This is a genomic window from Microbacterium aurantiacum, from assembly GCF_002872075.1.
Taxonomy (GTDB): domain Bacteria; phylum Actinomycetota; class Actinomycetes; order Actinomycetales; family Microbacteriaceae; genus Microbacterium; species Microbacterium aurantiacum_A.
Genome location: NZ_PGGU01000004.1, coordinates 1 through 23,600 on the forward strand (window position 1 = coordinate 1; position 23,600 = coordinate 23,600).

Sequence of the window (23,600 nt, forward strand, 5' to 3'; positions counted from 1 at the left end):
GCCGGGGGCTGCGTCTGCACGCCCCCGGCCGGGCCCGGTGTCCCGGGCGCGATCGCCGCGCCCTGCGGTGGCACGCGAGTGGTAGTCATGCGATTCCGCTCAGGACTTCGCAGCGGCGCTGTTCACGGCGTCGACGATGTCCTGCGCCGTGCCCTGGCCGGCGAACATGTTCACGACCGCGACGTTCAGCGCGTTGCCCACGCTCTGGCCGTAGAGGGTGTCCAGCCACACGACGACATACGGTGCCGCGCTGTACGCGTCGAGGATGTTCTTCAGCACCGGGTCGGTGACGGCGGCCTGAGCCTCGGAGGAAGCAGGCACCGTCTGGAACGCCTTCGCGTAGGCCTCCTGGTTGCCCTTCTCGGCGATGAAGTCGAGGAAGTCCACGCACTCCTTCGGCGCGTTGACCCAGCACGAGAAGCCGTCGACGCCGCCCATCATGGCGCCGGCTTCGCCGTCGCCGCCCTCGACCTCGGGGAACGGGAACCAGGAGAGGTCCGGGAGGGGCTTCTCATCTGGTGTCAGCGAGGCGATCACGCCGGGATCCCACGCGCCCATGAGCTCCATCGACGCCTTGTGGTTGGCGAGCAGGCCTGCCGAGGAGCCGGCACCCTGCTGCGCGGTCGTCGTGAGGAACCCGTCGTTGAACGGCTCGGCATCGATGAGCTTCTGCAGGTTCTCGCCCGCGGTCAGCCAGCATTCGTCGTCGAACGTCCGGGTGGAGGCGGCCTCGTCGAGCGCGTCCTTGGAGCACGCGCGCAGGGCGAAATTGTAGTACCAGTGCGCGGCAGGCCACGCGTCCTTCGCTCCGACGGCGATGGGCGCGACGCCGGAGGTGCGGAGATCGGCGGTGACGTCCGTCAGCTCCTCGATCGTCGTGGGCGCCGTCGTGACCCCGGCCGCCTCGAACAGGTCGGCGGAATAGAAGATGCCGGACGGCAGCACGGCCGTGGGCACACCGTAGTTCTTGCCGTCGATCTCGAAGGCCGAGAGCGAGCTGCTGACGGCGGACTTCGTCGCGTCCGAGATCTTGTCGGTGATGTCCATCACCTGACCGGCTTCCACCACATCGGCGAGCTTTCCTCCACCGCGCGCCATGAAGATGTCCGGGCCCTCGTTGGAATTGAGCGAGGTCTGGAGCTTGCCGTCCATCTCCTCGTTCTGGATCGACTGCATCTTGACGGTGACGTCGGGGTACTTCGCCTCGAATGCGGCGATCGTGTCCTTCCAGTACTTCTGGCCGTCGCCGGTGGTCGAGTTCTGCCAGAACGTGAGCGTGACCTCGCCGTCGGCGGATTCGCCGGGCGAGGCGCTGCATCCGCCGAGCGCGAGAGCGCCCGCGGTCACGATGGCTGATGCCAGCAGGATCTTGGTGGCTTTCATGTGATTCCCGTTCTCTTCGTTGAGGGCCTCGTCGTGGTCAGCGTCACAGGGAGGCGTGGGAGAGCTTGGCGGGATCAGCCGACATCGTCAAACGTTTTCGAAAACAGTTTCCGTCCGATGGGGAGCCGACGCTACGCTGTGCAGACATGAGCGGACGAACGACGATCCACGACGTCGCCAAAGCGGCGGGAGTCTCGGTCTCCACGGTCTCCAAAGCGGTCAACGGACGATACGGAATCGCGGATGCCACGGTTCGGCGCGTCCTCGACTCGGTGCGCGAGCTGGGGTACGAGTCCAGCCTGGTCGCCAGCAGCATGCGGGCGCGACGCACCGGGGTGATCGGCGTTCTCCTGGCGGACTTCGAGCCGTTCAGCGCCGAGATCCTCAAGGGCGTCGGATCCGCGGCGCACGGAACCGCCTTCGATCTGCTCGCGTACAGCTCGCGCCAGGGAGCATCCGAGGGCTGGGAGCGACGCTCGCTGAGCAGGCTGTCCGGCACCCTGATCGACGCGGCGATCATGGTGACGCCGACGGTCGTGAGCGCATCGACGGAGATCCCGGTGGTCGCGATCGATCCGCATACCGGCCGGGCGGGGCTCCCCACGGTGGAGTCCGACAGTTTCGGCGGCGCCCTGGCGGCCACGCGGCATCTGATCGAGCTCGGGCATCGGCGGATCGGTTTCCTGGCAGGGCGCCCCGACCTGCGCTCAGCCGGCCTCCGCGACGCCGGCTACCGGCGGGCGCTGGGAGATGCCGGCATCCCCGTCGATCCCGCTCTGATCGGCATCGGACGATACGACCTGGAGACGACGCGGGAATCGGCTCGGGTCCTGCTCGCCGGCGACAGCCGCCCGACGGCCGTCTTCGCCGCCAATGATCTCTCCGCGATCGCGGTCATCGACGTCGCCCAGGAGCTGGGGTTGCGGGTGCCGGACGACCTGTCGGTGATCGGCTTCGACGATGTCCCCGAGGCGTCCCGGAGGGCGGTGCCGCTGACGACCATCCGGCAGCCGATGAACCGCCTCGGAGCGGTCGCCGCAGAGATGGTGTTCACCCTGCTCTCCGGAGCGCCGCTGGAACAGCTGCACGTGATCCTGCCCACGAGGCTCGTGGTGCGGGCGACCACCTCATGCCCCGGAGTCAGTCCGCGCTGAGCCCGACCGTCGCGCGCACGAAATCCCATGCGGGGGCGGCGAGCTGCGCCGACAGCCGCGCGTGCGCGTCGAAGCTGCGCTGGCCCGGCCAGTCGGGCGGGAGCAGCTGCGCGGGAAGGCCGGGATCGCGGTAGGGCAGCACCCGCCATGCGTCGATGAGACGCACGTACGCGGCGAACGGCTCGGAGACGGCATCCGGCAGCGCCACGATAGACTCCTGGAACAGTTCGTGCTCGGCGCGCAGGGCAGTGAGATCCCACCAACCCGCCACGGCGGTGGCGAGAGACCCGGCGACCTGCGGGGTCTGCGTGCGGAACAGCGTCGCCGACTCGCGGGCGTCGAGCTCGGCCAGGATGTCCTCGACCTCGTCCTGCAGGTACCCGGGGCAGATCCACAGCGCGGGGGAGACCATGCCGCAGCCGATCCACTGCAGTCGGCGGCGCAGCCGGTGCCGCAGGTCGCGGCGGGTCTCCGGGATCGAGAACGACAGCAGGCACCACGGATCCCCGATGGCCATCTGCCGCACGTCGAAGATGCGCCGGTCGCCGCGCTCGAGCATGGGGATCGCCGCGGGGTTGAGCCGATAGCCGATGCCGCCTTCGCGGGCGGCGAGAAGCAGGCCCTTCTGCTTGAGGCGCGTGAACCCGGTGCGGGCCTGGGCGGGCGGGATGCCGAGGCGGCCCGCGAAGCGCACGAGGTCGGATGCGGAGATCCAGCCGTCGAGGCGGCGCAGGTAGAGGCCGATGAACGTGCGCAGCAGCGAGGCGGTGCTGCCGGGGCGTGCATCGATGTCGTCGAGGATCACGCCCTCCGAGGGTGCCTGCGAGCTCTGCATCCGATCACCCGCGCAGGGCGTCCCTGACCGCCAGGACTCCGGTCACCGTCTCGACGTGCGAGGTGCTCAGCGGCGAGAGACCGAGGCGGATCCCATCGGGGAAGCGGAAGTCCGGGATGATGCCGTCCGCCCACAGCCGCTGCGTCACCGCGCGGAAGTCGGGGTGGCCGATCGTGACGTGACCGCCGCGCGACTCCGCATCCCGTGGGCTCAGCAGCCGCACCCCGAGCGGGGCGAGCGTCTCGTCGTACGCCCGGACGGCGAGGTCGGTGAGCGACCTCGACTTCGCCCGGACCAGCTCGATCGTCGACTCCTCGATGAGATCGAGCATCCCCTGCATCGCGAGCATCGAGGTGACCGGCGGAGTGCCGCTGAGCAGCTGGCGGATGTCGCCGGCCGGGGCGTACTCCGGCCCCATGGCGAAGATGTCGGCCGCGCTCCACCAGCCCTGGATCGGCTGCTGCAGCACGCCCTGATGCTCGCGGCGCAGATAGGCGAACGCAGGGGAGCCCGGTCCGCCGTTCAGGTACTTGTAGGTGCAGCCGACCGCCATGTCGACACCCCAGGCGTCGAGCTGCATCGGGACGACGCCGACCGAGTGGCAGAGGTCCCACATCATCAGCGCGCCGGCCTGATGCGCGACGGCGGTGATCGCCGGCATGTCGGCGAGGGCTCCCGAGCGGTAGTCGACGTGGCTGAGCGAGACCAGCGCCGTCCGTTCCGAGACGACAGCTGCGACGTCGGCCGGTCGCACGCCGTGCACCGGGTCGGGCTCGAGCCAGCGCAGGGTCATCCCGGTCTCGGCGGCGACGCCTTCCGCGAGGAAGCGGTCGGTCGGGAAGTTGCCCGCCTCGATCACGAGCTCGGTGCGGGCGGCATCCGCGGCGGCCGCGGCGCGCATCAGCTTGTAGATGAGCACGCTGGTCGAATCGGCGACGACCGTCTGGCCGGGCGCGGCGCCGAGCGCGATGCGCCCGATCCGGTCGCCGAGCTCGAGGGGGAGCGCCATCCACTGCTCGTCCCACGAGCGGATGAGCCTCGTCCCCCAGTCGTCGCGCACGAATGCGGCGAGCTTCTCGGGGATGTCCTTGAGCGGCCGCCCCAGCGAGTTGCCGTCGAGATAGGCGCTGACTCCCGGCGCTTCTGCGAAGGCGTCGAGGTGCGCGGCGAGTGGATCGGCGTCATCGAGCGCGCGAGCCGTGTCGAGGAGGTCGGTCATGTCACACCTTCAGGGGTCGGGCGTCGAGGGGGTCGAGAGTCTTCTGCGTGAGACGGAGCAGCGTCGATGCCGGATCGAGGGGATCCTGCGGCGCGAGCGCTCGCAGCAGGTCGACGCCGTCGATCCCGGCTTCGCGCAGGGCGGCGACCTCAGCGGGATTCAGGCCGACGGGCGTCGGGCCGTTGCCCATGTCGGTGCCGTAGAGCACGGTGCCCCCGGCGGCGTGGAAGCGGCGCACGTTGTCCAGTGCCCGTACACGGTCCGCTCCGTCGTGGATCGCGAGCGTGGAGATCCAGGAGACGGATGCCGCCTGCGCGGCGATCTCATCGTCAGTGAGGCGTTCAGTGAACGGTGCGTGCGCGAGCATGCGGACACCGAGTCGTGCCGCGCGCTGCGCCTCGCCATCTCCCTCGGCGTGCGCGACCACCGGCAGGCCACGGCCAGCCGCGAGCACGACGATCGTGCGGAGGGTCTCGTCGCCGAAGACGGGGCCGGCTGTGCTGTTGCAGGCGACCTTGATGACGGATGCTCCGGCATCCGCCATCTCGGTGATCACCGCCTCGGCGTCCGAGATGGTCGCGATCTCACGCCACGACCCGGCCGGCGCCCAGTCGCGGTCCGATGGGTATCCGCCCGACGCGGTCAGGAACGCCCCCGCGAACTCGATGCGGCACGATCCCCCCGCGTGCGAGGTCGAAAAAGCATCCGAAAAGGGCGATTCCGATGCGTTTTCGACCTCGCGGAAAGGCGCAGATGTACTTTTGGCCCCGCTACGCGCGTCAGCGGCGAGGGCGCGCAGCACGCTGGGGTTCCCGCCGAGGTCGATCACACGCCCGAGCGTGGAGTGGGCGAGGAGCGACGAGTCGACGAGTTGCAGGTGCACGTGATGGTCGGTGAAGCCGCCGACGATGACGCCGTCGAGCCGGGGGAGGTCGGCGGGCGGCCGCTCGTCGCGCAGCAGCATCCGGTCGTCGAGGATGCCGTCGCGCAATCCTTCGCCGTCGAAGAACGTGGCGGCCTGCATCAGCTGCCGATCGAGGTGCGCACGGTGTACAGCTCGGGGAAGAAGGTCAGTTCCAGGGCGCGCTGCAGGAAGCCGGCGCCGCTGGACCCTCCGGTGCCGACCTTCATGCCGATGGTCCTGGTCACCGTCTTGAGGTGACGGAAGCGCCAGAACTGGAAGTTGTCCTCGAGGTCGACGAGGTCTTCGCATGCCTCGTACAGATCCCAGTGCTCCTGGTGGTTCTCGTAGATCTCGCGGATCGCGGGCACGAGGGCGGGGGATTCGCGGTACGGCAGCCGCACGTCGCGCTCGAGGATCTCGGCCGGGATCGGAAGTCCACGTCGTGCGGCGAAGCGGAGGAACTCGTCGTAGACGGTGGGCTTCTCCCACTCGGCGGTGAGCAGGGCGAGGTTGGCCGGATGGTCGGCGAAGACCTGCAGCATCCGCTCGTTCTTGTTGCCCAGGGCGAACTCGACGGCCCGGTACTGCACCGACTGGAAGCCGGAGGAGTTGCCGAGCGCACCGCGGAACTGGGCGTACTCGGTGGGCGTGAGGGTGGCGAGCACCGACCACTGCTGGGTCATCACGTCCTGGATCTTCTTGACGCGTGCGACCCGCTTCAGCGCCTCGCGCAGGTCGTCACTGGCGAGCAGCTCGCGCGCGGAGGAGAGCTCGTGCAGCAGCTGCTTCAGCCAGAGCTCGGTCGTCTGGTGCTGGATGATGAACAGCAGTTCGTCGTGGTGCTCGGGGCTCGAGACCGGATGCTGCGCGGTGAGCAGCCGATCCAGGTCGAGGTAGGACCCGTAGGTCATCTTGCCCGAGAGGTCGGTGACGATCCCCGTCTCGAGTTCGCGCTCGTTCTGCTCGGTGCTCATGGCCCGAATATATCACCGATGTGGCGGGCGTCACAGATCTGAAATGTTGGCCTGATGCTTCCTCACGTAGGCGCGCTCACTGCGGCGACGGTTCGCGGCGAGGATGCCGTCGATCATGATCCGGAGCACAACGTTGAGACCGATGGGGATGAGCAGAAGGAGCACGATTCCGACAGTGATGATGCCCATCCAGAACGGCAGGGCGAAGATCGCGTAGACGAACGCTCCGTTGTCCATGCGCTCAGCCTAGACCTGCGCTCTCGGCCGTCAGAGGCGCGGGGTGCGCGGTGGCGGCGTGCGGCGGGAGCCGGGGGTGCCGATCGTCTCGAAGCCGGCGGCGAGGCGCAGCAGTTTCCCGTCGTCGTAGGCACGGCCCGCGAACGTGAGGCCGATCGGCATGCCGATGTCGGCCATGAGTCCCATCGGAACCGTGACGGTGGGGATGCCGAGGTGGCGCATCGCGAGGTTGCCGTTGGCGATCCAGGTGCCGTTGCGCCAGCCGAGATCGGCGGATGCCGCGTTCACGTCCATGTCGGCCGGGCCGACATCGGCCACGGCCGGGAACACGACGGCGTCGAGGTCGAGGGCGTCCATCCACGCTTCGAGGTCTACACGGCGCGTCTCCTCCAGCCCGCGCAGACCGGACTCGAGTTCCGGCATCACGTCGAAACCGGCGCCGGGGTTGTCCCGCACCCAGCCCGGATACTCGGCGATGTCGTCGTCGAACCCGGTGTAGCGGTCGGGCAGGGCGCCTTCGGGATGCGGGAAGATCGCGGCTCCCTCGACGTCGGCCAGCGTGCGCAGTCGGGCGTCGCCGTTCGCCTGCAGGAAGTCCTCCCAGCCCCAGGCCGAAAGGTCGACGATCTCGCGCTTCAGGTACTCGGGCGAGACGAGACCGCGGGTGGCGATCGTCGGGGCGCCCGGCCGGTCGCCCTCGTAGTTCGAGACCACGGGGAAGTCGACCTCGACGACCGTCGCACCGGCCTCGTCGAGATCTCGGCGAGCAGCTTCCCACTGCGCGATGATGCTGGCGCGCGTGTCGATGCGCCGGCCGGTCGGGCCGCCGATCCCCGGGCTCTCCGCCGTGCCGGCATCCGGGTCCGCGTTGATGTACATCCGCGGGATGCCGACCCGCGTACCGGCGAGGGCGCTCGCCGCGTCCACGGCCAGCTCCGGGTATGACGCCGGGCGCAGGGAGGATGCCGGCGGAATCGCGACCCAGGGCTGCACTCGCCAGAAGTCTCCGCGGGTCTCGACGTCGTCGGCGACGATCACGTCGAGCACCTCGAGCAGGTCGGCCATGTTCCTCGTGTGCGGCACGACGACATCCATCGTCGGCACGAGCGGCCAATTGCCGCGCACCGAGATCACGCCGCGGGAGGGCGTATACGCGCACAGGGCGTTGTTCGTGGCGGGACCGCGGCCGCTCGACCAGGTCTCTTCGCCGAGCCCGAAGGCGGCGAAGCTCGCGGCGGTCGCCGTGCCGGAGCCGTTCGACGAGCCGGAGGCGAAGGGAGCCGTCAGGAAATCGGCGTTGTACGGGCTCTCCGCGCGGCCGTACACGCCGCGCTGCATGCCGCCGTTCGCCATCGGCGGCATGTTCGTCAGGCCGAGGCAGATCGCCCCGCCGGCCCGGAGCCGTTCGATCGTGAACGCATCGTGCTGGGCGACGAGGTCCCGGAAGGCGGGGCTGCCCGCCGCGGCGGTGAGCCCGCGCACCAGGTAGCTGTCCTTCGCCGTGTACGGGATGCCTTCGAGCGGACCGAGCGTCTCGCCGCGGGCGCGACGGACATCGGACGCGGCGGCTTCGGCGCGGGCATCCGGGTTGGAGACGACCACGGCGTTCAGCGCCGTCTCGGTGCCCGGGGCATCGAACACCGCGATGCGCGCGAGATAGGCGTCGACGAGATCGACCGCGGTCGTCGCCCCCGTCTCGAGGGCGCGGCGGAGGTCGGCGATGGAGGCTTCGACGACGTCGAACATCAGCTGTTCTCCAGCGCCGGCTGCTGCTGGGTGATGCAGTGGATGCCGCCGCCGCGGTCGAACAGCGGGCGGGCGTCGACGGTCACCACGCGGCGGCCCGGGTAGGCGTCGGCGAGGATCGACCGCGCCGCCGCATCCGCCTGCTCGTCACCGAACCCGCATGCCACGACGCCGTCGTTCGTGACGAGGTGGTTCACGTAGCTCCAGTCGACGAAACCCTCGTCGTCGCGCAGCGTCGTCGGCGCAGGAAGGTCGATGATCTCGAATCGGCGGCCGGCGGCATCCGTCTGCTGCTCGAGATGCGCGCGGAGTTCGCGCGTCACCGCGTGGTCCGGGTGCGCCGGGTCCCGCTGGTCGTGCAGGAGGATGTGCCCGGGCGCGGTGATCGTCGCGACGATGTCGACGTGCCCGTTCGTGCCGAACTCGTCGTAGTCGCGGGTGAGGCCGCGCGGCAGCCAGACGGCCTTCGTCGCGCCGATCGTGCGCAGCATCTCGGCCTCGACGCGCTGCCTGTCGGCATAGGGGTTGCGGCGTGGGTCGAGCTGCACGGTCTCGGTGAGCAGCACGGTGCCCTCGCCGTCGACATGGATGCCGCCGCCCTCGTTCACGAGCACCGAGCTGACGAGTTCCGCACCGACTGCGCCCGCGATGAGGCGAGCGTGCTGTGCGGCCTTGTGCCACTGTGCCCAAGCGGGCGCGCCCCAGCCGTTGAACACCCAGTCGACCGCGCCGAGCCGGCCCTCGTCGACGACGAAGGTGGGGCCGGAGTCGCGCATCCAGAACTCATCGACCGGCGCTTCCACGATCTCGATGCTGCCGCTGAGCATGCGCCGGGCACGCGCCGTTTCGCTGGGATCGACGAGCATGGCGACCGGCTCGAACTCGGCGACGGCGTGCGCGACTGCTGTCCATGTGGAGTAGCCCTCTTCGCGCTCCGACGCCGTCTCGCCGAGAGTGATCCCCTCGGCGGGGAACGCCATCCAGGTGCGTTCGTGGCGTGCGGTCTCGGCGGGCATGCGCCAGTTCATCGGGTCTCCTCGCTGCAGCGCTCTATTGAACACGTGATCAACAGCTGCTACGGTAGCCGGTGATGAAGACCACGTCAACAGGTGCGACGCCCCGGCGGATGTCTCCGGAGCAACGCGATCGAGCGATCCTCGACGGCGCGATCGCGCAGGCCCGCGACGATGGCCTCGACAGCCTCACCGTGCGCTCCGTCGCCGCTCGCGTCGGCGTGACTCCCGCCCTGGTCGCCCACTACCGCCCGGCCATGGGAGCGTTCGTGGCAGAGGTGTTCGGCACGATCGTCGGCGCCGAGCGCGATGAGGTGCTTTCCGGATTCGAGTCCGGCGCCGTCCGGCGCGCCGATCTGCTCAGGCTGGTCGAGACGCTGCTCGACCCCGCTCGCGACGACGTCACGCTGATCTGGGTGCAGGCCTGGGCGCTCGGCACCCGCAATGACGATCTCGCCGCGCGCGTGCGATACGAGATGGATCTGTGGCAGCATGCCCTCGAGAATGCCCTCACCCGCGCAGCATCCACCGGCGCCATCCCCGCCGTCCATGCCGCGTCCGCCGCCTGGCTGCTGCTCGCGATGGTCGACGGCATGAGCGCGCATTCCCTCGTGAAGTGGGCGCCGCACGACCGCGCCGACCTCGCGCGCCGCGCGCTGTCCGCCGTGCTCGACCGTGCCGACCCTCCCGCTCACCCCGCCGAACCCTAAGGACCGCTCATGGACGCTGTGCGCATGCACGCCGCCTCGCCCGAATCGACCGCGATCGTCGATGCCGTGCTCGACTACTCGCGGCGCCGGATGCTCGCCTCCGACGTGCCGCTGGACAAGCCGCAGACCGAGGCCGAGCTCAACCGCCTCGTCGGCGCGACCATCACAGATTCGGGTCTCGGTGCCCAGCGCGCGCTCAGCGTGTTCGAGCACATCCTCGCGCCGGCGTGCCTGACGACGAGTCATCCGCTCTATCTGTCCTTCATCCCCACCGCGCCGACGATCGCGGCGATGGCGTTCGACCTCGTCGTCTCGGCATCCGGCCTGTACGGAGGCAGCTGGCTCGAGGGTGCGGGTGCCGTGCACGCCGAGAACGAGGTGCTCTCCTGGCTCGCCGCCGAGTTCGGCCTGCCGGAGACCGCCGGGGGCGTGTTCGTGCAGGGCGGCACGATCGGCAACCTCTCGGCGCTGGTCGCCGCCCGGGAGTCGGCGAAGGCGCGGCTAGCCGAAGCGGGCAAGCAGCTGCCGGCGCGCTGGAAGATCGTCTGCAGCGTCGAAGCGCACTCCTCGAACAAGTCGGCGGCCAAGATCATGGATGCCGATGTGCTGCTGGTTCCTGCCGGGGCCGACGGCGTGCTGCGGGCCGAAGGCGTGCGCGAGGCGCTCGCCGAGCACGGTGACGAGATCTGCGCCGTGGTCGCGACGGGCGGATCGACGAACTTCGGAATCGTCGACGACATCGCCGGCATCGCCGCCCTCAAGGACGAGTTCGACTTCTGGCTGCACATCGACGGCGCCTACGGTCTCACCGCGATGCTCGCCCCGGAGGCGCGGCACATCTTCGCCGGCGTCGAGCGCGCCGATTCGGTGATCGTCGACCCGCACAAGTGGCTGTTCGCCCCCTTCGACTGCTGCGCGCTGATCTACCGCGACCCCGACAGCGGGCGACGTGCGCACACCCAGCACGCCGAGTACCTGGACACGCTGACGGATGCCGCCGAGTTCAGCCCCTCGGACTACTCGATCCAGCTGACCCGTCGCCCGCGGGGCCTGCCGATGTGGTTCTCCCTGGCGACATACGGCGTCGCGGCGTACCGCGATGCGGTCAGCTCGACGCTCGCGCTGACCCAGCGGATCGCCGCAGAGATCGCCCGCCGCCCCGAACTCACGCTGGTGCGCGACCCGCAGCTTTCGGTCGTCGTGTTCGAGCGCAACGACTGGGACCGTGCCGACTACGACCGGTGGTCGGACGAGCTGCTCGATTCGCAGCGCGCCTTCGTCGTGCCGAGCTCGCACGGCGGCCGGCCGAACACCCGGTTCGCGATCCTCAACCCGATGACGACGTTCGACGACCTCGTCGGGATCCTCGACACGATGAAGTAGGCCGCTCAGCCGTTCGTGTGCGCGCTCAGGAAGTCGAGTGTCTTCTGCAGTGAGGTCTGGGCGTCCGGCATGTCCAGGTGGAACTGGTATTCGTGCGGCAGTGCCGGTTCATGGGGTGCCGGCCAGAACAGGGTGGTGACGTCGACGCCGAGCTCATCGAGCCGCTGGGCCATCGGGATCGACTGCAACCAGGTGAGCCCGTCGCCGTTGCCGCCGGAGATGTATGTCGTCGGGAAGTCGGCGGTGACCCAGTTCACGGTCGACATCGTCGCTCCGGTGGAATCCTCCGCCCAGGTGCGCGTGCCGGAGTACGCCCACATCGACGTCTTGAATCCCCAGCCGATGATGCCGTCGAGCTCGGCCAGTGCGGCGAGGTCGTAGACGCCGCAGTTGAGCACCGTGGCGACGACCTGGTCGGCGTCGATCTTGGGGGTGATGCCGAGGATGTCGGCGTAGTCCGTGCTCGTGACGAGGGTCGCCATCTGACTGGCCAGCTGTGCGCCGGCCGAGTCCCCGGCGAGCACGATCTGCGAGGGGTCGACGCCGAGTTCGTCGGCGTGCTCGTCGATGTAGCCGAGCGCGTCGTTGAGCTGGTGCACGGCGAGCGGGTAGACGCCCTCCGGTCCGATCGTGTAGTTCACCGCGATGGTCGTGTAGCCCTCAGCGGCGAGGATGCGCATGTACGGGTCGACGTTCTCCTTCGAGCCCGATACCCAGGCGCCGCCGTGGATCCACACGATCGTCGGGAGGGGGCCGGTGGCGGATGCCGGTCGGAAGACATCCATGGTGGTGTCGGCCCCGCCGTCGGCGTAGGCGACATCGAGAGTCTCGGTGAGCTCGGTGTCGGGAACGTGCTTGTCCATCTCGGCGGCGGTCTGGTCGCCGCCCTTCTCGAACACCGAGCGGATCAGCATTGCGGAGGGCCACGGGGTGATCGAGCCGACCACGACCACGATCGCGACGACGGCGGCGACCACGCCGACGGTCACCTTGGTGCGGTGCCAGGGGCGTCGCGTCTTCCTGCGGCCATCGGTGTTCTGGCCATCGGCCTCATCGGTGTGCGCGTGCGCGGTCATGGCGCCCCCCTTCTGGCATCAGTCTGGCAGGAGTCGGTGCGATTCCGGGGAATCGCGTTTCACGGTGACAGCGACGCCGCCGCGGCGAGGATCGCCGCCGTGTCGCTCACGGTGATCTGCGGCGGATACAGCCCCATCACGTGGATGGCCGCGGCGTGATTCTCGGCGGTCGAGCCCGCGCATGCGTCGGCGGCGACGGTGACGAAGGCGCCCGCGTCGGCTGCGGCCAGGGCGGTGGAGATCACGCAGCAGTCGGTGGAGACGCCGGCGAGGACCACGTTCGCGCCCCGCCCGACGATCGCCTCCAGTTCGGGCCCCCACTTGCCGAAGGTCGGCAGATCGAGGGTGGGATGGGTGCTGAGACTCTGCGCCTCCGGCACGAGATCGAACAGAGCGTCGCTCGGGGACTGGTCGGCGAACGGCCAGGCCGAGAAGTATGCGCCCCATGAGGTGGAGCGGTCGGCGGTCGGCATCCACCGGGTCACGAGCACGCGGTCGCCGAAGATCTCCGCGAGGAAACGGATGCGTGGCATCGCGTCGGCGAAGAACGGCGAACCCCAGGCGGAGTCCGCCGAGGCGAAGATCGCCTGCGGGTCGATGACGACCAGCCAGGGTGCGGAGCCCGTCGATGTGCCAGCGGCATCCGTCACGCCTGCTCCTGACGCCGGATCTTCCCCGCCCTGGCGAACCACGTCACCAGGAACGACAGCACCAGAGCGAAGAAGACGCCGAGGTTCGCGTAGGCCCACTCGCCCTCCCTGCCGCCGACGAGGACCAGCAGGTAACCCTGCCAGTTGTTCCACGGCGCGGCATCCGCGAAGAGATTGACCACGAGCCCCCAGCCGATGACGGAGGCGACGATCATCGTGACTATCGAGACGGCGTCCCAGGCGCCGTAGCGGCCGTTCGCATCGAACAGCGCTTCGTCGTCGTAGTCCTTCTTGCGCCGCAGGATGTCGGCGATGAGGATGCCGGCCCACGATGCGAGTGGCACTCCGAGGGTGATCAGGAAGCTCTGGAACGGGCCGAGGAAGTCCGTCGCGAAGAACACCACGTAGATGGTGCCGATCGTCAGGATCACGCCGTCGATGGCCGCGGCGGAGGGCCGCGGGATGCGGATACCGAGGCTCAGCAGCGTCAGGCCCGAGGAGTAGATGCCGAGCACCGCACCGGAGACGAGGGCGAGCACCGCCGTGAGCAGGAACGGCACGAGCACCCAGATCGGCAGGATGCTCGCCAGGGCGCCGATCGGATCGCCGGCGATCGCGGCGCTCAGGTCGTCATCGGAACCGGCGAGCAGCAGGCCGAAGACGACCAGGATCACCGGGGCGATGGATCCGCCGAACGTGTTCCAGGCGACGATCGCGCCGTCGGATGCCGTGCGCTTCTGGTAGCGAGACCAGTCCGCGGCGATGTTGATCCAGCCGAGGCCGAATCCGGTCATCACCATGACGAGAGCGCCGATGACCTGGCCGATGCCGCCGTCGGGCTTCGTGAGGACGGCGGAGAGGTCGATGGCGGGGATCGCGAGGACGACGTAGAGGATCGTCACGACGCCGGTGACCCAGGTGAGCACCGACTGCAGCTTCATGATGGTGTGATACCCGAGCACGGATGCCGTGACGATGAGAGCCGCGACGATCACCGTCGCGACGATCTTCAGCGCGACGCTGTCACCGTCACCGCCGAGCTGCGTGATCACCGTCGCCGTGGCGAGCACGGCCATGATCGCCAGGAACGTCTCCCAGCCGATCGACGTCAGCCACGACACGATGCCCGGCACCTTCTGGCCGTGCACGCCGAAGGCGGCGCGCGAGAGCACCATTGTCGGGGCAGAACCGCGCTTCCCGGCGATCGCGATGAGTCCGCAGAGCAGGAACGACACCACGATGCCGATCACCGAGACGAGCGTCGCCTGCCAGAAGGAGATGCCGAAGCCGAGCACGAACGACCCGTACGACATGCCGAACACCGACACGTTCGCCGCGAACCACGGCCAGAACAGGTCTCGGGGTTTCGCGGTCCGCTCGGACTCGGGGATGATCTCGATGCCGGCGCGCTCGATCAGTGCCGGCGCTGCTGCGATCTTCTCGCTCATGCCATCATCCTGGCACTGCCGAGGGCATTGCGGCCGGAATCAGCGTTTCGACCCGCTCAGCCGCGGAAGAACGCCTCGGCCACCCGGGTGAGGTCATGCAGATCGGCGACCCCGGCGAGCTCGCGGGCCGAATGCATCGACAGGATCGGAATGCCGACGTCCACCGTGCGCAGCCCGAGACGGGTCGCGGTGATCGGACCGATCGTCGAACCGCAGGGGACGGTGTTGTTCGACACGAATTCCTGCGACGCGATGCCGGCGCGCTCGCACCACGACGACCAGGCTGAGGCGCCGACGGCATCGGTCGCATAGCGCTGGTTGGCGTTGATCTTCAGGATCGGTCCCGAACCGAGCACCGGCTGCACGACAGGGTCGTGTTTGGCGACGTAGTTCGGGTGCACCGAGTGCCCGACGTCGCTGGAGAGGCACCACGACGACGCGTACGCCTGACGGCGCTGGGAGGGATCCGCGCCGAGGCTCGCGTACACGCGCTCCAGGACGTCTTCGAGGAAAGGGCCGGCGGCTCCGGACCGCGATCCGGAGCCGAGTTCTTCATGATCGAAGGCGGCGAGGACGGCAATCGGGTCGCCAGCGGCCGGGTCGAGCGATGCGAGCGCCACGACCCCGGCGTGCACCGAGGCGAGGTCGTCGAGGCGGCCGGCGGCGAAGAAAGCGTCGTCCTTGCCGAACACGGAGCCACGTGCCGAATCGGCGACGACCGCGTCGTAGCCGCGGATGTCGGCGGCATCGACATCGGCCGAGGCGGCGAGCTCGGCGAGGATGTCGGCCGAGGTCGGGTCGCCGAGGCCCCATACCGGCTGCGTCTGGAGCTGCTTGTCGAGTTCGAGTCCGCTGTTCGCGCCGCGGTCGAGGTGGATCGCCAGCTGCGGCAGGCGCAGCAGCGGTCCGGTGTCCGCCAGCACGACCCGTCCGTCGGCGAGGGCGAGGCGCCCGGCGAGCCGAAGTTCACGGTCGAGCCACGAGTTCAGCAGCGGGCCGCCGTAGATCTCGACGGCCGCCTGCAGCCAGCCCTTCGTTCCTGTGGTCGGCTGCGGCTTGAGCTTGAAACCGGGGGAGTCGGTGTGCGCGCCGAACACCTGCACGGGAGTCGTGGCAGCGGCATCCGCCGGCACGACCCAGGCGATCGCCGCCCCGTCGCGCACGACCACGAAGCGTCCGCCGGGCTGTGATGGCCACGGCTGGGTCTCGTCGAGACGGACGAATCCGGCATCTTCCAGGCGGCGAGCCACCTCGGACGCCGCGTGGTAGCTCGACGGAGACGCGGCGATGAAGTCGGCGAGATCGTCGGCGTGAGCGAGGGCTACCGGGGTGACGGGCATGAAGGACCTTCCTGAAAGGGGGTGCTTCGATCGTAATCGGGCGGATGGTGCGGGTGAGTCACTCCCGGATACAGCCGTTACGGTTGTGCGATGGAGAACGCCGTGACGACCCGGACCGCCTGGGCAGACCTGCCCGATGACGTGCGCGAACGGGTCGCCGAGCTTCTGGGCGGACCCGTCACTCGTGCCGTGAGCCAGAGCAACGGATTCTCCCCCGGTAGCGCAGACCGGGTGAGCACAGCAGCGGGGGAGCGCGCGTTCGTCAAGACCGCGCATCGCACACCGCACCATCCCGGCACCTACGATCTCCATCGGCGTGAGCTCGGCGTCATGAAGGTGATGCCGCGCGGCGTCAGAGTGCCGTCACTGCTGGGCTCCTTCGTCTCGGACGATTGGGTGGCACTGATCCTCGACGACATCGACGGGCGCCACCCCGGCGAGGCCCTCGACGGCGCGGACATCGTCGCCGTCCTCGACGCACTCGCGACGCTTCCTGAGATGCGCGGAGCGGCGGCCGCCGACCTGCCACGCGCTGCTGACGAACTGGCCGTCGACGCGTCCGGATGGGCGAAGATCCAGGATGCGGGTGCCGTCGGCGAACTGCCCGACTGGGCTATCGACAACTTCGATCGCCTCGGCCGCACGGCCGAGCAGATCGCCGACGCCGCAGAGGGCGACCACCTGCAGCACCTCGACTGCCGAACCGACAACGTGCTCATCGACCGCGCCGGGACAGCCTGGATCATCGACTGGCCGTGGGCCGGCGTCGGTGCGCGCTGGCTCGACGGACTCTGCTATCTCCTCGACGCACGCCTGCGCGGTGAAGACGTCGACGCCGAAGAGCTTCTGCGAACGCATCCGCTCTTCGCCGGCGTCGTTGGGTCGCACATCGATGCACTCCTCGCCGCCCTGACCGGCGGGTTCTTCGCCAAGGCGCGACGCCCCGCGGTCCCGAGCATGCCGACGCTTCGCGACTTCCAGCTGAGCGAAGCGCTCGCGGGCATGGAGTGGCTCCGGCAGCGCTGGGGCTGATCCGGCACGACAGCGCGTCAGCGGAAGTCGACGAGCCCGGCGTGCGCCGCCGCCACAAGGATCTGCACCCGGTCGCGCACCTGCCACTTGGACATGATGCGGCCGAGATGCGCCTTGACGGTGCCTTCGGACACGATGAGCGTCCGTGCGATCTCGGCGTTCGACATGCCCTGCGCCAGACGCTCGAGCACCTCGGTCTCGCGTTCGGTGAGTGATTCCAGAGCGCGTGCTCCGCGGCCTCCTGCGGGCTCGGCCTCGCGCACGTGCTTGATGAGCATCGACGCGATCCGCGGCGAGAGCGAGCTGGCGCCCCCGTGGACCTCGTGCACGCCGAGCACGATGTCGTCGGCGCTCGAGTCCTTCAGCAGGTACCCGGAGGCGCCCGCGTTCAGCATCGGGAGGACGGTGTCGCTGCCGTCGAGCGTGGTCACCGCGAGGATGCGGACGTCCGGCCAGCGCTCCGTGATCGCTGCGGTCGCCTCGATCCCGTCCATCTCCGGCATCTGAACATCCATCATCACGACGTCCGGGCGGTCCCCCTCCAGGAAGGCGATCGCCTCGAGTCCGGTCTCGGCTTCCCCGACCACCTCGATCCCCGGATCACGCGATACGAAATGCGACAGTGCGGAACGGACCAGGGGATCGTCATCGACGATGAGAACGCGGATTGCCGGCATGGGGGAAGCCTAACGGCGGTAGTGGGTGGGTCTCGTGTCGATGTAGACCTTTGTCCAACAAAGACTGCCGAGTAGTCCGATGTGGTGCCCCTCGATCAGCGCGAAGATCAAGTCAGTTGTTCGACAAAAGACCAATCGAGGAGGTGTATGACCATGACTTTCTGGCAGCAGCTTTGCTACATTCTGGGCATCATTCGCTAGATTACCTGGCCGGTAGGAGATAGTGAACTATGGCGTCCATCCCTTCGACGCGGGATGACCCGGGAATCCTCCGGCTGGGCCGGGGGCAGGCGCTGAGCACCCTCGAGCGCATCTTCGTCCTGGTCGTCATCGTGGTGGTCGTCGCGGTCGATCTGCTCGGCCTGATCTTCTCGCCCGGTGTCGACGTCATCGCATCCGTGCTCAGCATCGCGACCACATCGGTGCTGGCCCTCTATCTCTGGTCACCCCTCGCCGCCACATCGGCGCTGGGGCTCATGCTCGCCCTCTCCTTCGTGACGGGCAACGAACTTCAGGCTCTCCTGGCCGCCGCCGTCGCGGCCGGAATCGTCATGCGTCTCGGGTGGAATTCGCTGATCCTGTCGTACATCGGCGGCTTCGTCATCGCTTCGGCGATCATCGCGTACGGTGACCTGAGCGGTCCGGTGAACGTCGGGATCTATCTCATCGTCGCCACCGTGGCCGGCGCCATCGGCTTCGCGCTGAGGATGGCCTCTGCGCGCGGGCAACGCCTGGAACAGCAGCTCGTGGAGCAGGCGCAGCAGGAACGCGAGGCTGTGCTCGCCGAGCGACGCTGGATCGCCGGCGAACTGCACGACAGCATCGCCCATCACCTCACCGTCGTGGCCATGCACGTCCAGATGCTCGACGACGCCCGAGTCGGCCGAGACTCCCAGGAGGCCATTCGCGTCGCCGCGCGGAAGGCGATGGCCGATCTGCGCTTCGTGATCGAACTCGCCGATGACGGTCCGCGCGCATCTGCGCTGCAGACCGGAGACCTCGCGGCGGCGATCGATGAGGCCAGGAACGAGTTCGAATCGGCCGGGCATCCGGTGCTCACCCGAGGCGACCCGCAGGATGAGCGGATTCCCCGAGCGGCGGAGATCGTCTTCGCGCGCATCATGCGCGAGTCCGCGACGAACATCCTGAAGCACGCGGGGCCGGGCGAAGTCGGAATCCGGCTCGATGTCGACGACGAATCGGCGACATTGACGATCGACAGCCCCCTGCCGGCGACGCCGCGGCGCGACCTGCCCTCCAGCGGCACCGGACTGAACCGGATGGCCGAGCGCGTGCTCGGCGCGAGCGGAGAGTTCCATGCCGGTGCGGTCGACGGCCGGTGGCGGGTTTCAGCGCGCCTCTCGATCGCCTGAGCGGCTGATCGCCGGCATGGCGACCGTGCGGCCGGCATGGCAACCGTGCGGCCGCCATCGGGCGCGGGCACAGTCTGGCCAGACGTCTAGGACGGTTTCGACCTTTGGCGCTTCTCGCCGGCACCGCCTATTACTACCGTAGACAGTGCCCCAATTGAGGCGCCCCCAGCGCCTTGGCGAGAAGCGTCCCCAGCGCTTCTGCGATCGCGAGCGCGATCTTCGGCTTCTGAATAGCATTGCGCTCGCGATCGCACTCTCTTCTGGGCGAGTGCCCCTTCCCCTTCGCGGAAGCGCCCATCGCCGAGCCGTTCGCGGAATGTTCATCTCTGGGCAACTTCCCGGCAAACAGCCGTTGAACAGTTCCCTGTCAGGTGTATTCCTCCGTCGAAATCCCGCCAGAGTTGTTGGCGGATCATCGCGCGCCCTCGGCGAGCGCGGCATGCTCCGCCTGAGCGCCACACACGGAGGAACGGAGCGTCTGACATGGGCACGTCTCTGATGCGGCCGGCCGTCCCGCGCACGGATGTCGCCCTGCGCCCCGCAGCGCTCGCGATGGTCTGGCTCGGCGTGGGGCATCCGCACGAGACGATCGCGGTACCCGGCGTCGCGCTCGCCGATGCGGACGTGCTGGTCGCCGTGGAGATGTCGACGATCTGCGACTCCGATGTGGACACGGTGCTCGGGCTGCGCTCGGCGCCCGCGCCGCTGGTGCTGGGGCACGAGAGCGTCGGCCGGGTGATCGCCACGGGCCACGTCGGGGCGTCTGCCGTCGACGGCACACCGCTGCGCATCGGCGACCGGGTTGTGTGGTCGGCGACCGTCTCCTGCGCGAACTGCGAACGGTGCCGGCGCGGGATGCCGCAGCAATGCCGCAGCCTCGCCGAGTACGGGCACGAGCGCATCGGCGCCCACGGCGACCTCACCGGCGCGTTCGGCACGCACGTGCAGTTGCGGGAGGGTACGGCCATCGTGCGGGTGCCGGAGTCGCTGCCGGCCGTCGTGCTCGCCCCGGCATCGGGCGCGACGGCGACGGCCTGGGCAGCCGTGGCTCGCGCCCGCCGCGACCGTGACCTCGAGGGAGCTTCCGTGCGGATTTACGGGGCCGGCCTCGTCGGGCTGTCCGCTGCGGCGATCGCGACCGAGTTCGGTGCGTCCGTCGAGGTCTTCGACCGGGACCCGTCGCGCCGCGAACTGGCCGCCCGGTACGGAGCAGGATCCTCCGGCCGCGTCCCGGACGTGGTGATCGAGGCCTCCGGACACGCCGTCGCCGCGGCGATCGACGCCGTCGACCTCGGTGGCACGGTCGTGCTCACCGGCAGACCGCCGCGTCCGGAACCCGTGGCGCTGGATGCCGACGGCATCGTGCGCCGTCTGATCACCGTGAGTGGCGTGCGTGACTACAGCGGCACCGACCTCGCCGAAGCCGTCGCGTTCCTCGCCGGTCGCGGTCGCGCCTACCCGTTCGCCGAGGTCGTGGGCGATGTCCGGCCGCTGGCAGACATCGACGATGCGCTGCGCGCGGCATCCGCCCCGGATGCTCCGCTGCGGATCGGCCTCATCCCGGGGCGCTGACGTCCTCCGGGAGAGCCTGTCCGGTGCGGCGAGGGCCGGCCGGGTGGACCGTCTCGACGTGGAAGGCGAGCAGCCGTGTCGCCGCAGCGACACAGGCATCGAGCACGCTCTGCGGGTCTCCTGGCAGCGCGAGCCGTCTATGCCCGACGGCGCCGGGAGTGGCCCATCCGAGATAGACGGTTCCCGGCGGATGGCCCCCTTCGGGGCCGGGGCCGCCGACGCCGGTCGTCGACACGCAGATGTCGGCGTCGAAGAGCTGTCGAGCTCCGGCGGCGAGTTGCTCCGCGCAGGCCGCAGAGCACGGATCCGTTCCCGGGGCGAGCCCGAGTACCCGCTCCTTCACGTCGGTGAGGTAGGCGACGATCCCTCCGGCGAACCAGGTCGAGGCGTCTGCGCCGGCACCCACGGCGCTCGCCAGCTGCCCGGAGGTGAGAGACTCGGCGACGCAGACGCGCAGCCGGCGCGCGCCGGCGAGTTCGCTCAGCCGGTCGATGTGCTCCCCGGGCGAATCCTCGGTCACTGGGAGATGCTCTCGACGGTCCCCCCGGTCTGCTGGGCCGAAAGCGACCGGGCGATGTCGGCCTGGCTCACGATTCCCACGAGGAGGTGGTCTTCGATCACCGGCACCCGGCGGATCTGATGCTCCTGCATCCGCTCGAGCGCGACGTCGATGTCGTCGTTCGCGTCCACCGTCACCGGCTTGCCCTGCGCGAGTGCGCGGGCCGGAGTCGTTTCGGGGTCGAGTCCGAGCGCGATGGCCCGCACCACGATGTCGCGGTCGGTCAGCATTCCCTTCAGCTTGCTGTCCTCTCCGCAGATGGGGAGGGCGCCGACATCGAGGTCGGACATGACGGTCGCGGCGATGTGCAGGGAGTCGTTCTCGCCGATGCAACGGGGACTCGGCGTCATGATGTCGCGTGTGATGGTCATTGGCTCAATGCCTCTCATGCTTCGATGGCCTACCTGATCCGGCCGACGATACGACCCGGGTGGTGAAGGGGCAGGGGCATTGACAACGGAGCGTGCGTGCGTCAACCCCCTGTCACTGATCGGATGCGGTCGACAGCATCGCTTTTGACGAGGGAGGGAACGATGCCGGAGCGCACGGGACAGACGACGGGGATGCTGCTGGTCTTCTGGAGCTGGATGACGATCATCGTCGTGGGACTCGCGGTGATGATCGTCACGCCCGTCGGGGGGCGGTGAGATCATGCGCAAGGCGATCAGGGACAACGGGCTGAGCCTGTTCTTCCTCCTGCTCTTCGTCCTCGCGCTCGCCGGTCAGGCGGTCGCCGGGTTCATCCGCAACAACACGGAGCTCGCAGATCACGGGCGACCCGAGATCGGCTTCGGGGACTTCCTGTCGTCGTCGGATTTCCTCGTCGACGTCGCCGAGAACTGGCAATCCGAATTCCTGCAGTTCTTCCTGTTCATCGCGGCCACCGTATGGTTCGTGCAGCGCGGGTCACCGGAGTCGAAGAAACCCGGCGACGAGGGGCCGGGTGATGATGCGGATCAGCTCGTCGCAGAACACGCGCAGTCGGACTCGCCCCTGTGGGCGCGCATCGGCGGCTGGCGTACCGCGCTCTACGGGAACTCCCTGCTGCTCGTGATGGGCGCGATCTTCGTGCTCTCGTGGCTGGCTCAGTCCCTCGCCGGACTGGTCGTCATCAACGAGGAGAACTCCATGCACGGCACGGCTCTGCTGAGCTGGATCGAGTACGTCGGCTCTGCGGACTTCTGGGATCGGACATTGCAGAACTGGCAGTCGGAGTTCCTCGCCGTCGGCACGATGGTGGCGTTCTCAATCTACCTCCGTCAGCGCGGTTCAGCGGAGTCGAAGCCGGTCGGCGTGCCGCATCACGTCTCGTCGGTGGAATCCGACTGACGCTCGGCCTGCTCCGAAGCAGCGTCGTCGCGGTAGTCGGGACGCGGCGGCTGCAGCCGCTGATCGGAGTACTCGCCACCGATTCGTCCGCCATACGGTCGGCCGTGGTCGGCGTACTCGTCGCGCGCGAACACGAAGGTCCACGGCCCCGCTGTGAAGCGAGCGCCGGTGCGGAGCGTCTGGGTGCGCTCGCCGTCGTGCGTCGCCGCGGCGTCGGGGTGCGAGTTCATCTCGCCCTCGCCATGCAGCGTCAGGACGTACTCGTCGCGGTCGTCGTGCTCGATCGTCGCGTGCACGGGCGCCGTGTCGGAGAGTCGCAGTTCGTTGCCCGCGGCGGAACCGATGCGCACGACATCGGCATCGAGGGCGTATTCGGTCCGCTCGTCGTCCCGGGTGATCAGCAGGTGCGGGTTGCCCGCGCCCCATTCCGCGTGCGTCGTGGTCGGGGAGTTCCCCTCGGGCGCGTTCTTCTCGTCGATGGTGTTCTCGTCAGCGCGGTGCTCGTCCATGGCTCGCCTCCTCGGCAGGTCTGGATGACGACGCTAGACGCCGCCGATCTCCGGGCCGAGGGGGTTGACTTCACGACGGCGCGGAGACAGGAGCATCCGAGGGGAGCAGGATCTCCGGCACGAGGGCGATCCCTCCGGTGGAGTTCGCCGAGTTGGCCATCGCCTGGATCAACTCGGCCGAGAGCGGCGGCGGCTCCGGTTCGTCGAAGACGAATCTGAGCGGGATCGACGGGTGCAGCCAGATCGTCGAACGCCCGGGGGTATGACCACTGGGATGGCTCCAGGACAGGGTGAAGCTCTCGTTGCGCCGGAGCTTCGTCGCGATGACGACCTTCAGATGCGCGAGAGCGCGATCCTCGATCTGGACGGGGTCGGCGGTGCCGCCGTAGTAGAGCATGCCCATAGGCCATACGCTACGCAGTAGGAATACGATCCGACAGTCCCGATGTCGGATCGGCGTGTCATCGGTCGAGGAGG

General features: G+C 69.0%; 24 protein-coding genes. 7 read left to right on the top strand and 17 right to left on the bottom strand.

Going from position 1 to position 23,600, the window contains the following annotated elements; all coding sequences use genetic code 11:
* Window positions 1–99: 99 nt before the first annotated feature.
* Window positions 100–1,383 carry an extracellular solute-binding protein gene (locus tag CUR96_RS01605; protein WP_102191558.1) on the bottom strand — a complete coding sequence of 428 codons (1,284 nt, stop codon included), beginning with the start codon at window positions 1,381–1,383 and terminating at the stop codon, window positions 100–102.
* Window positions 1,384–1,529: 146 nt separating this feature from the next.
* Between CUR96_RS01605 and CUR96_RS01610 the strand changes: the two genes are divergently transcribed.
* Entirely contained in the window at window positions 1,530–2,537 is a 1,008-nt protein-coding gene (locus tag CUR96_RS01610; protein WP_102191559.1) for a LacI family DNA-binding transcriptional regulator, read from the top strand.
* On the opposite strand, the gene CUR96_RS01615 is transcribed toward CUR96_RS01610, so the two are convergent.
* Genes CUR96_RS01615 through CUR96_RS01645 form a run of 7 tightly spaced genes read right to left on the bottom strand, consistent with a single transcriptional unit; the run spans window position 2,524 to window position 9,480 of the window.
* Entirely contained in the window at window positions 2,524–3,372 is an 849-nt protein-coding gene (locus tag CUR96_RS01615) for a PaaX family transcriptional regulator (protein ID WP_102191560.1), read from the bottom strand. The two genes, CUR96_RS01610 and CUR96_RS01615, sit on opposite strands and share 14 nt — an antisense overlap.
* A 4-nt stretch (window positions 3,373–3,376) precedes the next feature.
* A complete protein-coding gene (locus CUR96_RS01620; protein ID WP_102191561.1) occupies window positions 3,377–4,591 on the bottom strand; it encodes a kynureninase in 1,215 nt (404 codons plus the stop codon).
* 1 nt (window position 4,592) lies between these two features.
* Window positions 4,593–5,615, bottom strand: a complete 1,023-nt coding sequence (locus CUR96_RS01625; protein WP_102191562.1) for an amidohydrolase family protein — start codon at window positions 5,613–5,615, stop codon at window positions 4,593–4,595.
* Window positions 5,615–6,469 carry a tryptophan 2,3-dioxygenase gene (locus tag CUR96_RS01630; protein WP_102191563.1) on the bottom strand — a complete coding sequence of 285 codons (855 nt, stop codon included), beginning with the start codon at window positions 6,467–6,469 and terminating at the stop codon, window positions 5,615–5,617. The genes CUR96_RS01625 and CUR96_RS01630 overlap by 1 nt, the downstream gene beginning before the upstream one ends.
* 30 nt (window positions 6,470–6,499) lie before the next feature.
* On the bottom strand, window positions 6,500–6,706 hold the full coding sequence (locus CUR96_RS01635; RefSeq protein WP_102191564.1) for a hypothetical protein: 207 nt from the start codon (window positions 6,704–6,706) through the stop codon (window positions 6,500–6,502).
* A 30-nt stretch (window positions 6,707–6,736) separates the two neighbouring features.
* Entirely contained in the window at window positions 6,737–8,452 is a 1,716-nt protein-coding gene (locus tag CUR96_RS01640; RefSeq protein ID WP_102191565.1) for an amidase, read from the bottom strand.
* Window positions 8,452–9,480, bottom strand: coding sequence for an agmatine deiminase family protein (locus CUR96_RS01645; RefSeq protein ID WP_102191566.1), 1,029 nt, complete (start codon window positions 9,478–9,480; stop codon window positions 8,452–8,454). Before CUR96_RS01645 ends, CUR96_RS01640 begins: the two co-directional genes overlap by 1 nt.
* A 62-nt stretch (window positions 9,481–9,542) precedes the next feature.
* On the opposite strand from CUR96_RS01645, the gene CUR96_RS01650 reads away from it, so the two are divergent.
* Both CUR96_RS01650 and CUR96_RS01655 read left to right on the top strand, forming a co-directional pair.
* Entirely contained in the window at window positions 9,543–10,175 is a 633-nt protein-coding gene (locus CUR96_RS01650) for a TetR/AcrR family transcriptional regulator (protein WP_102191567.1), read from the top strand.
* 9 nt (window positions 10,176–10,184) lie between these two features.
* Window positions 10,185–11,558 carry a pyridoxal phosphate-dependent decarboxylase family protein gene (locus tag CUR96_RS01655; protein ID WP_102191568.1) on the top strand — a complete coding sequence of 458 codons (1,374 nt, stop codon included), beginning with the start codon at window positions 10,185–10,187 and terminating at the stop codon, window positions 11,556–11,558.
* Between the two features lie 5 nt (window positions 11,559–11,563).
* Here the strand turns inward: CUR96_RS01655 and CUR96_RS01660 are convergent, their stop codons facing one another.
* From CUR96_RS01660 to CUR96_RS01675, 4 genes are read right to left on the bottom strand one after another with little or no spacing between them, the layout of a single operon-like run.
* Window positions 11,564–12,634, bottom strand: coding sequence for an alpha/beta hydrolase (locus CUR96_RS01660; RefSeq protein ID WP_102191569.1), 1,071 nt, complete (start codon window positions 12,632–12,634; stop codon window positions 11,564–11,566).
* 59 nt (window positions 12,635–12,693) lie between these two features.
* Window positions 12,694–13,284, bottom strand: coding sequence for a cysteine hydrolase family protein (locus CUR96_RS01665; protein ID WP_102191570.1), 591 nt, complete (start codon window positions 13,282–13,284; stop codon window positions 12,694–12,696).
* Window positions 13,281–14,732: a purine-cytosine permease family protein gene (locus CUR96_RS01670; protein ID WP_102191571.1), complete on the bottom strand. Its 1,452-nt coding sequence runs from the start codon at window positions 14,730–14,732 to the stop codon at window positions 13,281–13,283. The genes CUR96_RS01665 and CUR96_RS01670 overlap by 4 nt, the downstream gene beginning before the upstream one ends.
* A gap of 56 nt (window positions 14,733–14,788) precedes the next feature.
* Window positions 14,789–16,072: a M18 family aminopeptidase gene (locus tag CUR96_RS01675; RefSeq protein WP_102191572.1), complete on the bottom strand. Its 1,284-nt coding sequence runs from the start codon at window positions 16,070–16,072 to the stop codon at window positions 14,789–14,791.
* A gap of 102 nt (window positions 16,073–16,174) precedes the next feature.
* Here CUR96_RS01675 and CUR96_RS01680 point away from each other — a divergent pair, with 102 nt between their 5' ends.
* Window positions 16,175–17,104 carry a phosphotransferase gene (locus tag CUR96_RS01680; RefSeq protein WP_219721947.1) on the top strand — a complete coding sequence of 310 codons (930 nt, stop codon included), beginning with the start codon at window positions 16,175–16,177 and terminating at the stop codon, window positions 17,102–17,104.
* A gap of 17 nt (window positions 17,105–17,121) precedes the next feature.
* Here CUR96_RS01680 and CUR96_RS01685 read toward each other — a convergent pair whose 3' ends face one another.
* Window positions 17,122–17,781, bottom strand: a complete 660-nt coding sequence (locus CUR96_RS01685; RefSeq protein WP_102191574.1) for a response regulator — start codon at window positions 17,779–17,781, stop codon at window positions 17,122–17,124.
* A 230-nt stretch (window positions 17,782–18,011) separates the two neighbouring features.
* Here CUR96_RS01685 and CUR96_RS01690 point away from each other — a divergent pair, with 230 nt between their 5' ends.
* A complete protein-coding gene (locus tag CUR96_RS01690; protein ID WP_102191575.1) occupies window positions 18,012–19,154 on the top strand; it encodes a sensor histidine kinase in 1,143 nt (380 codons plus the stop codon).
* 483 nt (window positions 19,155–19,637) lie between these two features.
* Complete coding sequence (locus tag CUR96_RS01695) at window positions 19,638–20,726, top strand: alcohol dehydrogenase catalytic domain-containing protein (protein WP_102191576.1); 1,089 nt, start codon at window positions 19,638–19,640, stop codon at window positions 20,724–20,726.
* Here CUR96_RS01695 and CUR96_RS01700 read toward each other — a convergent pair.
* Window positions 20,710–21,246, bottom strand: a complete 537-nt coding sequence (locus CUR96_RS01700; protein WP_102191577.1) for a CinA family protein — start codon at window positions 21,244–21,246, stop codon at window positions 20,710–20,712. The two genes, CUR96_RS01695 and CUR96_RS01700, sit on opposite strands and share 17 nt — an antisense overlap.
* Window positions 21,243–21,656 (bottom strand): CBS domain-containing protein, encoded by a 414-nt coding sequence (locus CUR96_RS01705; protein ID WP_102191578.1) that lies wholly within the window; start codon window positions 21,654–21,656, stop codon window positions 21,243–21,245. Before CUR96_RS01705 ends, CUR96_RS01700 begins: the two co-directional genes overlap by 4 nt.
* Window positions 21,657–21,936: 280 nt before the next feature.
* On the opposite strand from CUR96_RS01705, the gene CUR96_RS01710 reads away from it, so the two are divergent.
* Window positions 21,937–22,614, top strand: coding sequence for a DUF6766 family protein (locus tag CUR96_RS01710; protein ID WP_102191579.1), 678 nt, complete (start codon window positions 21,937–21,939; stop codon window positions 22,612–22,614).
* Here CUR96_RS01710 and CUR96_RS01715 read toward each other — a convergent pair.
* Entirely contained in the window at window positions 22,587–23,123 is a 537-nt protein-coding gene (locus tag CUR96_RS01715; RefSeq protein WP_102191580.1) for an FHA domain-containing protein, read from the bottom strand. The genes CUR96_RS01710 and CUR96_RS01715 overlap by 28 nt on opposite strands.
* A 70-nt stretch (window positions 23,124–23,193) precedes the next feature.
* The gene (locus CUR96_RS01720) at window positions 23,194–23,526 is read right to left on the bottom strand and encodes a hypothetical protein (protein ID WP_102191581.1); all 333 of its coding nucleotides are present in this window, start codon (window positions 23,524–23,526) and stop codon (window positions 23,194–23,196) included.
* Between the last annotated feature and the right edge of the window lie 74 nt (window positions 23,527–23,600).

What these genes read in the sequence shown, in the direction of transcription:
- CUR96_RS01675 (WP_102191572.1), bottom strand. Translation starts at nt 16,072, where the DNA reads ATGCCCGTCACCCCGGTAGCCCTCGCTCACGCCGACGATCTCGCCGAC.
- CUR96_RS01650 (WP_102191567.1), top strand. Translation starts at nt 9,543, where the DNA reads ATGAAGACCACGTCAACAGGTGCGACGCCCCGGCGGATGTCTCCGGAG.
- CUR96_RS01660 (WP_102191569.1), bottom strand. Translation starts at nt 12,634, where the DNA reads ATGACCGCGCACGCGCACACCGATGAGGCCGATGGCCAGAACACCGAT.
- CUR96_RS01645 (WP_102191566.1), bottom strand. Translation starts at nt 9,480, where the DNA reads ATGAACTGGCGCATGCCCGCCGAGACCGCACGCCACGAACGCACCTGG.
- CUR96_RS01655 (WP_102191568.1), top strand. Translation starts at nt 10,185, where the DNA reads ATGGACGCTGTGCGCATGCACGCCGCCTCGCCCGAATCGACCGCGATC.
- CUR96_RS01630 (WP_102191563.1), bottom strand. Translation starts at nt 6,469, where the DNA reads ATGAGCACCGAGCAGAACGAGCGCGAACTCGAGACGGGGATCGTCACC.
- CUR96_RS01605 (WP_102191558.1), bottom strand. Translation starts at nt 1,383, where the DNA reads ATGAAAGCCACCAAGATCCTGCTGGCATCAGCCATCGTGACCGCGGGC.
- CUR96_RS01705 (WP_102191578.1), bottom strand. Translation starts at nt 21,656, where the DNA reads ATGACCATCACACGCGACATCATGACGCCGAGTCCCCGTTGCATCGGC.
- CUR96_RS01610 (WP_102191559.1), top strand. Translation starts at nt 1,530, where the DNA reads ATGAGCGGACGAACGACGATCCACGACGTCGCCAAAGCGGCGGGAGTC.
- CUR96_RS01720 (WP_102191581.1), bottom strand. Translation starts at nt 23,526, where the DNA reads ATGGGCATGCTCTACTACGGCGGCACCGCCGACCCCGTCCAGATCGAG.
- CUR96_RS01640 (WP_102191565.1), bottom strand. Translation starts at nt 8,452, where the DNA reads ATGTTCGACGTCGTCGAAGCCTCCATCGCCGACCTCCGCCGCGCCCTC.
- CUR96_RS01685 (WP_102191574.1), bottom strand. Translation starts at nt 17,781, where the DNA reads ATGCCGGCAATCCGCGTTCTCATCGTCGATGACGATCCCCTGGTCCGT.
- CUR96_RS01710 (WP_102191579.1), top strand. Translation starts at nt 21,937, where the DNA reads ATGCGCAAGGCGATCAGGGACAACGGGCTGAGCCTGTTCTTCCTCCTG.
- CUR96_RS01690 (WP_102191575.1), top strand. Translation starts at nt 18,012, where the DNA reads ATGGCGTCCATCCCTTCGACGCGGGATGACCCGGGAATCCTCCGGCTG.
- CUR96_RS01625 (WP_102191562.1), bottom strand. Translation starts at nt 5,615, where the DNA reads ATGCAGGCCGCCACGTTCTTCGACGGCGAAGGATTGCGCGACGGCATC.
- CUR96_RS01670 (WP_102191571.1), bottom strand. Translation starts at nt 14,732, where the DNA reads ATGAGCGAGAAGATCGCAGCAGCGCCGGCACTGATCGAGCGCGCCGGC.
- CUR96_RS01615 (WP_102191560.1), bottom strand. Translation starts at nt 3,372, where the DNA reads ATGCAGAGCTCGCAGGCACCCTCGGAGGGCGTGATCCTCGACGACATC.
- CUR96_RS01620 (WP_102191561.1), bottom strand. Translation starts at nt 4,591, where the DNA reads ATGACCGACCTCCTCGACACGGCTCGCGCGCTCGATGACGCCGATCCA.
- CUR96_RS01715 (WP_102191580.1), bottom strand. Translation starts at nt 23,123, where the DNA reads ATGGACGAGCACCGCGCTGACGAGAACACCATCGACGAGAAGAACGCG.
- CUR96_RS01695 (WP_102191576.1), top strand. Translation starts at nt 19,638, where the DNA reads ATGGGCACGTCTCTGATGCGGCCGGCCGTCCCGCGCACGGATGTCGCC.
- CUR96_RS01635 (WP_102191564.1), bottom strand. Translation starts at nt 6,706, where the DNA reads ATGGACAACGGAGCGTTCGTCTACGCGATCTTCGCCCTGCCGTTCTGG.